Genomic DNA, 1,481 nt, shown 5'->3' with positions numbered 1-1,481 from the left:
CGCTCAATGTCAAGCTGTCTGGAGTCGGTTGTTGTTGATTCCGACTGTTGCGGGCGGTTGTGGTGTGCAGGGGCGGCGGCGGAACCGTTCGGGGTGTCGGTCGTAATAGGCCTGGTGAGCTCGGTCTCGGTCGGTCCACAGGTTTCGCCAGTTCCCGGAATGGACGTCCGCTGGTGAGAACAGGGCGATGCCGGAATGTTTGTGGTCGGTGTTGTACCAGTCGACGTAGTCGGTGAGATGCCCGCGGGCGGCATCGATGTCGGAGAACATGCCCGGGTAGTTCGGCCGGTATTTCATGGTCCGGAACTCGGACTCGGAGAACGGATTGTCGTTACTGACATAAGGCCGGTTGTGGGTGAGCTCGACACCGTGCGCGGTCAAACAGTTCCTGAGGGTGTTCGAGCGCATCGCTGCACCGGAGTCTGCGTGAACGAATGATGGTGCGCCGTAACGCTGTATGGCTGTCTCGAACATCTCCGCGGCGAGGTGGTCGCTCTCTCGTTCCTCCACACGCCACCCCGCGATCAGGCGGGAGTGGATGTCGATGATCGAGTACGCCTTGAACGAGGCACCGCGCCACGGGGAGTGCAGATCGGTGATGTCCCAACTCCACACCTGACCAGGTGCGGTAGCGGTGTGCACGGGCATCGGGCGCGGGGTTCGGGTGCTCTTCTTGGTCGGTGTCTTCGGGCGGTTGCGTTGGTCGAGGACCGCTGCTGCGATACGCCACCACGAGCGACGTGATGCCATCATCGACCCGTTGTCCCAGGCGGTGGCGAAGGAGTGATCGACCGAGTTCCCGGCTTGCCACCCGGTGTCGATCAACGCCTCGACCCGGGCGCGATCGGTGGTGTCGATTCTGCTCGGATACTTCCGATCTCGTTGGTGCACAGGGTGTTCGGTCTTGACCCTGGGGTTGCGGCGGTAGTGCCACGTCGAGCGGGACAACCCGACCAACGTCAATGCTCGACGCACCGATCCGGTCAGTGGGGCCAGTTCGTCGACGAGGGTGTTCTCGTCGCTCAGGAATCGGTGGGATCGGTTCTCGTCGGGGTGTCGTCGGGCTCGGGCACGTTCAGTGTGTGCAAGAGCCCGATAGCTTTTCCCAGCAGCTCGTTGGTCTCCTTGAGCTCACGGATCTGAGCGTCACGTCGGGCGAGTTCCTCGGCGTGGCGCGCCGTCTCGATGGCTCGCCGTTCGACCATTCCCTGCCGGCCCTTCGGTTGCGAGTTCATCGGTTCAGTCTGACGCGGAACCAGCCCGCGGTCCACGTCGCCGTCGAACACCGCCGTCCGCCAGCGCGTCATCATGCCCCTCGAGACGGACGGATGCGCCGCCATCCATGGCCCATGCTGGCCATACGGCAACCGGCAGTACTCGAACACCATCTCCCGAATCTGCTCCCCTGTGAACTCAGCACTCAACATGCAGTAACCCTCCATAGCTTCTCGAATGACTCACCAGAAGCTTGGCAAAGAGGG

Annotated in this window: 2 protein-coding genes; both read right to left on the bottom strand. The window is 62.7% G+C overall.

What is annotated here, in order from left to right; all coding sequences use genetic code 11:
* Positions 1–9: 9 nt before the first annotated feature.
* Positions 10–975 (bottom strand): DDE-type integrase/transposase/recombinase, encoded by a 966-nt coding sequence (locus tag R3P93_RS24465; protein WP_317534361.1) that lies wholly within the window; start codon positions 973–975, stop codon positions 10–12.
* Between the two features lie 47 nt (positions 976–1,022).
* Positions 1,023–1,235 carry a hypothetical protein gene (locus R3P93_RS24460; RefSeq protein ID WP_317534360.1) on the bottom strand — a complete coding sequence of 71 codons (213 nt, stop codon included), beginning with the start codon at positions 1,233–1,235 and terminating at the stop codon, positions 1,023–1,025.
* Positions 1,236–1,481 lie beyond the last annotated feature (246 nt).

It is taken from the genome of Rhodococcus cerastii (assembly GCF_033042195.1).
In the GTDB taxonomy this organism is placed as follows: domain Bacteria; phylum Actinomycetota; class Actinomycetes; order Mycobacteriales; family Mycobacteriaceae; genus Rhodococcoides.
Note: the sequence above shows the minus strand (reverse complement) of the source record. Positions and strands in the feature narration are given on the sequence as shown.